The following is a 6,075-nucleotide window of genomic DNA, read 5'->3' as shown; positions in this document are numbered from 1 at the left end:
CTGGTAGTAGTTTATGTGGTATTACACCTGCTCCTAATATTACTATAAATAATCAAAATTTAAATGTGACAGTAACCTGTACAAATCAAGCTACGACTGTGAAAGGGGCAAATGTCACTATAACAAAAACTGTCTTAAGTGTAACCGATAGTTCTTTGGGCGGTGAAGTGAAGGTGGGGGAGTAACTGTTATGAGATGTACTCAGAAGGGATCGACTATCGTTAGTTTAATGGTTGGTTTAGTTATTTCAATGCTATGTTTAATTGCCTTATTAACATTATTCAAAGCTATTGTAACAACAAGTGTTGACTCCCAACAAAATGCTCAACAAGACACACAGTTATTCAATGGTTTAACGCTTGCTCAAATGTTGGCACAAAATGCAGGTTTTGGCTTTTCTTCAGGAACAAATGTATTAATCCCTTCAAGTACCTTAGCTTTGGATAATAACATTAGTGTAGAAAGTCAAAAGGCTGTCTTATGGCGTTATTATACAACGATCAATATCCCTAATACACTAACATGTCAGGGGATAGCCAGTGTCTTAAATAATAACCAAACAAAGCTGATTTTACTCAAAGCAAACTCATGTGCTCAAACAAGTAACTTAGATAGCTTAACTTGGACAGTTGATCGAGTTTTAGCTGTTTTACCAAGCGCTTCAACAATTAGCTTTAATTTAACCACGCAAACATGTACTCCATATGGCATAGGTACAGCAGCCTCTCATTCTAAATTAACAATTACAGCAAATACATTCAGTTTTCCAGTTTGCTTGTCAAACATTACATCTTGATAGGGCACTGTGATGATAAATAAATTTCAGTCAAGTTTAAGTTCGCAGAAAGGTATAGCCACGATATTAACAGTGATGTTAGTAGGTATTGTTTTATCTGTTACTATTTTGGGGACAGCTTATTATATTAGAGCGAAACAGCATGCAGAGGTGGCTAACCATGCAGTTACCAATGCTCAATCTGGAGCTTGGATAGGTGTTGAACTTTTACGTAAATATTTTGAAAGTTTAAATAAAAATCAGATTGACAGTTTACAAATAGGAAATGCAGCAATTGGACTTTCTGGTATAACTGCTTCGATTGATTCAATTACTCCTCGAACAAACAGTACAGATCCTTATCAAATCATTGCAACAATTAAAAATGTAAGTGCTACATCTAAAGCCGCATCTAGTATTCGTGTTTTATATAATATTGTCCCTTCTACATCGTCATCTGGTGGAAGTGGAGGTGGAACGGGAACCACTTCGGCTATGGATATTTATAGTGACTTGGACTTATCGGGTGGAATTAAATTTAGTAAAAATGGTACGGAAAAGGTAGGAATTAATGTCTATGGTAATTTCTCTACAGGTGGAGTGGGATTAACAGGGATTGATACTTTATCTACTACAGGAAATGTGACTGTAACCAGTTCTGCTTATATTAAGAATATTTACACCAATGGTAATGTAACACTGGAAGGAAGCGCCCGCGCAGATCTGATTTCTGCTAAAGGATGGATATACACTAAAAGTGGCGGTACACAAGGTGATTTATATGCAGATAAATATATAAACATAACGAATGGTAGCTTGAAGAATGCAAATACATTGAGTTATATAGATTGGCCTAGTGGTGGTGGTACAGCACAAATACTTACAGCAGGTGGTTATGTTAATTTTGGGAGTAGCTCAGTAAATACTATACGTGCAAAAGGTAATGTGAATTTATCCACATGGGGAACTGTTTCTGACGTAATGAGTGAAGGAAAAATTAAATGTGTATCAACAAATTGGGGTAATTATACTCTATTGAAAGCAATTTCATTTGAGTCGTGTCCAACAAAAAATGCAACAACTTTACCAGCAGGTACAGACTCAATAGTTGCTACGGGTGCTTTAGTAACTGTGACAGCACCAAATAAACCTCTTGTAAATGCATTAAGTTATGAGTCACAAGCCAATTATATTTTGGATGTTGATTCTAATAGTAAGCCTGTTGTTACCGTAAAAAATGTGGATGGAATTCCAAGTGGAAAATACTACATTGCAAAATATACATCAAACAATATTGAGTATATTGGGAAACTTTGTCCCGGAATAGATACGAGCGGATTTTGTACAGGAACATCGGTTGGTTACATTTACCCACCAAATACAGGATCATGGAATACGGTAATTTCTTATAGTGGAGGAACGTGGTCTTTAAGAGACAATAATAATCAAAATCCTTCTTTGGCACCTGGTGTATTTTTATTTAAAGGAAACCTCAATCCTCAGACAGGTAAATATGCCAATGCCTTTTTATCTACAGGAAGTATTACCTATGGTACATCTATTATTTTGGAGGCTCCGAACTATGCAGGAGCGAATAAGGTTTGTAATAGTACAGGCTTTGGTCGACCAACCAACTTGTGTAGTTCAAACACCGCATTAATTCCTGCAGCGATTGGTAATATTGCTTTATTGGCAGGCTCTTGTACGAATGCCACAACCGCTGCTTCATGTCAGGCGACTTATAGTGGGGGGAATATCACTCTTGAATCCTCTGCAAAGGTATATGGTAATGTGATTGCAGGTAACCTGTTAAATACTTCTGGCGACAGTACAATTGTTGGTTCTTTATTAGCGGCAGGTCTTGGTGATATAACACAGAAGTCTAAATTTTCAGGTTCAACCACGATTGATTTGACTAGTTTAAAAGATCATCCTGACTTTTCAACAGGTGACAATAATTCAGGTTCTACATCAACTGGTTCGGGTCAAATGGCTGCTACAGTTAAATGGGCACGATATTTATAAGGGTTCCATTTTTGCCAGCTAAAACTATTTAGCTGGCATTTTTGAATTGATAGACCTCTTTATAAATCATTCCTTACTCAATTCCATATTGTAGATTCAAGCAATTAAATTAAACTTCACTTCCTAATATTCCTCAAAACTTATCAAAAATTTCCCTAAAATTAACATAATACACGTTATACGAAATGCAATTTTTTATTTCTTATAAATCATAGTCTTATTGTATATCAAAAAGCCCAAACATCTGTGTTTGGGCTTTTTACTTGATTTTTCACGTTCCACGCTTAACTTTTGAGCAATGTTCCACAATTTTGATTAGCTACAGTCAACAATGCTCTCACCCATTCGGTAAGAAAAAGCGACTGAGAAAGCCTCTTTTCGGCTGCTCTGGTTCTACGTGCTCTGGCACTGGAATACGCTTATTTTCTTTCTGCTCCAGAGTAGTCAATCCGTCATGTTTAGCTTCTGCTGTGTCCGTTTCGGGATCTGTTTTGACCATGCTTGCTTGCACGGGTTCTGGATCGGTAAACGTAGTCATATTGGTTTTTGGAGCGTTTAGAAGTAACTGCATAGACTCAATTTGATTATCTTTCACTTCTAATTGCTGTCTTTGAAATATTTCTCTTTCATGCGCCTGTTCCAACTGCTTTTTAAGTATGTCTACCTGCTGTTTAAGCATGTCTACTTCTGTCTCTTTTTGTACCGTAGTAGACTGTAACGTAGTTACATTATTATTTTTATTAGATGGTTCGCCAAATACTCGTATGGCTTCAGATAAATCTATTTTCCCATCACTATTTTTTGATAAATCTCCTTTATTTATACGCTTATAAATACTTTGTCGATTCATCCCATAAAGTTGTGATAACTCAATAACAGATAGTGCTTTCATCATGTAACCCAAGTAAAAATCTGTATGCTTGTAGACAATAATTAATCATGTAACGTTACATCAGTAGTTTAACGATAGCCAACTTTTTCAAGCATTGGAGCAAACTCCTTTAATTTCTCGGTATCTTTAAGCATTTCTGCAATTCTTACAGCAAATTGAGGATAGCTTTCTGTACCTTCGGAATATTTACTCATTTCAGGAAGTTCTGAGAGCTTACTGGCAAATAGATGCCGTTGCTTATCGGTCATTTTTGAGAACAGATTCAGAGTAGTCGGATCTTTTCGATTAGTGTTAATGACTTTTTTTTGTTTAAAGGTAAATGAAAATCCTATAATTGAACGACCACGTTTATGTTGCTCATACTGGGCAATAATATCTGTATGAGTGTTGATTTGACTGATAGCTGGTTCTAAAACTCGTCTTTTAAATAATTCCATGCGCTGATATTCATTTTCCAACACCCCAATACGATTTCGAAAATCTTGTAAGTCAATAATTGGGGTTTTTTTTGTACTACGCCAAGAAATTATTAATTCATACAGGCGAACTGCATATGGGCTATTTAAATTACGGACTTGCTCTATCTCATAACTCGTAAAATGTTTCTCTAAATTAGTAATTAGCGGTAAAACGACAGGTGAAAATGTGATTTCAACTGTTGCTGTCGAATCAATATAAGCAATATCAGAAACCCATCGGCTAGTTTTTTGGGCAACACCTTTAACTCGTTCTTCTTGATAACTGAAACGTCGTTCAAAAAGATTTTTAGCAGCTTCTTTTAGTGCAAGATAAGATGCCTGCCTCGTAACATTAAAAGTTATTTCATAACTTTCAGCTGGAATTTGAACTGGTTTACCGTACCAATGATCAATATCCCAACTTAAGTCTCCACTTTTTCTTGCAACAATAATTGCAAGTATCATCAATCGTTGCTCAACTAGACTTAATGAGTAACTCGCATTTATAAGTGCATTATCTTTTACTACAAATTCTTTTTTCAAAATAAAGCACCATTAATTTTTATTGGTGTTAATACACCATAAAAATATTTTGGTGTCAAATGGTAAGTAAACGGTGTCATATTGGTAAGTAAACGGTGTCATATTGGTAAGTAAACGGTGTCATATTGGTAAGTAAACGGTGTCATATTATTAAATAATTATATAAATATCATTGCATTAATAAACTATAAAAGATTTAAAAATATTAAATTTAATTAAAAAGGAAAAAGGAAATATGAAAAATTGCCCTTGGTTTTCGCTTCGCTCAAACTCTATTGAATCTCGCTTTCGCTCGATTCGTCGGGGCAATTTTTAGGTCAATGCTCCCGTGAGTTTGAGAAAAAGCAAAGCAACTCGGAATTCGCTACGCTCATAGAACTTTTTACTCGCTTCGCTCGGACAAGATTTCAATATAATTGGTTCGCACCCATTCGGGATGCTCTGTTCTGACCGTATTTGATGGATAGGGAGCTTGTAATCAGGGAAAAGAAGGGCGAATTTTGTCATGTCGCTCGTAGACACTCGCTAAAAATAACCACTAAACGCTAAAAAACGCGCTAACAAGCACGTTTTTTAGTTTTTTAATGTGAAGTGGCTAAAATTATTTAATCACGCATAAATCGCAATCTGTGGCTTTCCATTGGAATTAAAATGATTACAGTTAATAGGCTTGGTTTTTGAGATATTGTCTTTTGTTGTATATCTCATTAGCTAAAGTTTGGTTGTAATTAGAATAATCACTATACCGTTTAGTTGCTGCGATATTGAAACCGATTAAAACAATAGCTAACACACACATAATCACATTGAAATTGGTTAAAACTATTCTTCCAGTTAAACGATTTTCTAATCGTTCAACAAGTTGTTCATTTTTTTGAAGAAAGCTTTCGGACTTACTAATAATTAAACTGTGATTCGTATCAATAGAGTTTAATAACTCATTAGCTTTTTTGCTTACAGTAGCGTTCAGGTTTTCCGCAGTCTTGATTGTTGAATCAAAGCAAAACTTCATATTCAAATTATTTTTTTCAAACTTTTCAGTGTAATGGGCGTTTATGTTGCCATATTCTTGCTCAATCTTGTCATACACTTTTCTTTGAAAAATGTTGTAGGATCTATACATGCTTTCTGTGTTGTTTCTTGCTGATATAGCAAATTCTTTATATGTCTCCTGCGCTTCGTAGACTAACTCATCTAACTTCGATTTTTCGTCGAAAACATTTTCATAACATTCTTCGATTTTTGATTGCTGTTCATAAGAATAAGTTTGATATTTTTCAAACAATTGATCGCTTATTTTTTCTACTTTAAATTGCACGTTGTAGTGTATTTTTTCTATATTATTTATAAAGTTAATGTGCTTATCTATTGACGCATCAAGC

5 protein-coding genes and 1 pseudogene are annotated in these 6,075 nt (G+C 35.0%); 3 read left to right on the top strand and 3 right to left on the bottom strand.

Features of this window, described 5'->3' with window-relative positions; translation table 11 throughout:
• The 3 genes and pseudogenes from L6C30_RS14105 to L6C30_RS14095 all read left to right on the top strand — a co-directional run.
• Positions 1-185, top strand: a pseudogene (locus tag L6C30_RS14105) (prepilin-type cleavage/methylation domain-containing protein); the annotation flags it as partial.
• 5 nt (positions 186-190) lie between these two features.
• Positions 191-796, top strand: coding sequence for a hypothetical protein (locus tag L6C30_RS14100; protein ID WP_152033024.1), 606 nt, complete (start codon positions 191-193; stop codon positions 794-796).
• Positions 797-868: 72 nt separating this feature from the next.
• Complete coding sequence (locus L6C30_RS14095) at positions 869-2,800, top strand: hypothetical protein (RefSeq protein WP_236163259.1); 1,932 nt, start codon at positions 869-871, stop codon at positions 2,798-2,800.
• Positions 2,801-3,137: 337 nt separating this feature from the next.
• Here L6C30_RS14095 and L6C30_RS14090 read toward each other — a convergent pair whose 3' ends face one another.
• The 3 genes from L6C30_RS14090 to L6C30_RS14080 form a co-directional block, all read right to left on the bottom strand.
• The gene (locus L6C30_RS14090) at positions 3,138-3,692 is read right to left on the bottom strand and encodes a plasmid replication DNA-binding protein (protein WP_171494112.1); all 555 of its coding nucleotides are present in this window, start codon (positions 3,690-3,692) and stop codon (positions 3,138-3,140) included.
• A 68-nt stretch (positions 3,693-3,760) separates the two neighbouring features.
• Positions 3,761-4,693, bottom strand: a complete 933-nt coding sequence (gene repM, locus L6C30_RS14085; RefSeq protein ID WP_151711585.1) for a replication initiation protein RepM — start codon at positions 4,691-4,693, stop codon at positions 3,761-3,763.
• A 661-nt stretch (positions 4,694-5,354) separates the two neighbouring features.
• The coding region (locus tag L6C30_RS14080) for a hypothetical protein (protein ID WP_236163413.1) at positions 5,355-6,075 on the bottom strand (721 nt) is incomplete at its 5' end.

The organism is Acinetobacter sp. KAM396 (genome assembly GCF_021602765.1).
Taxonomy (GTDB): domain Bacteria; phylum Pseudomonadota; class Gammaproteobacteria; order Pseudomonadales; family Moraxellaceae; genus Acinetobacter; species Acinetobacter towneri_A.
This window is presented reverse-complemented; position numbering and strand designations above follow the sequence as displayed.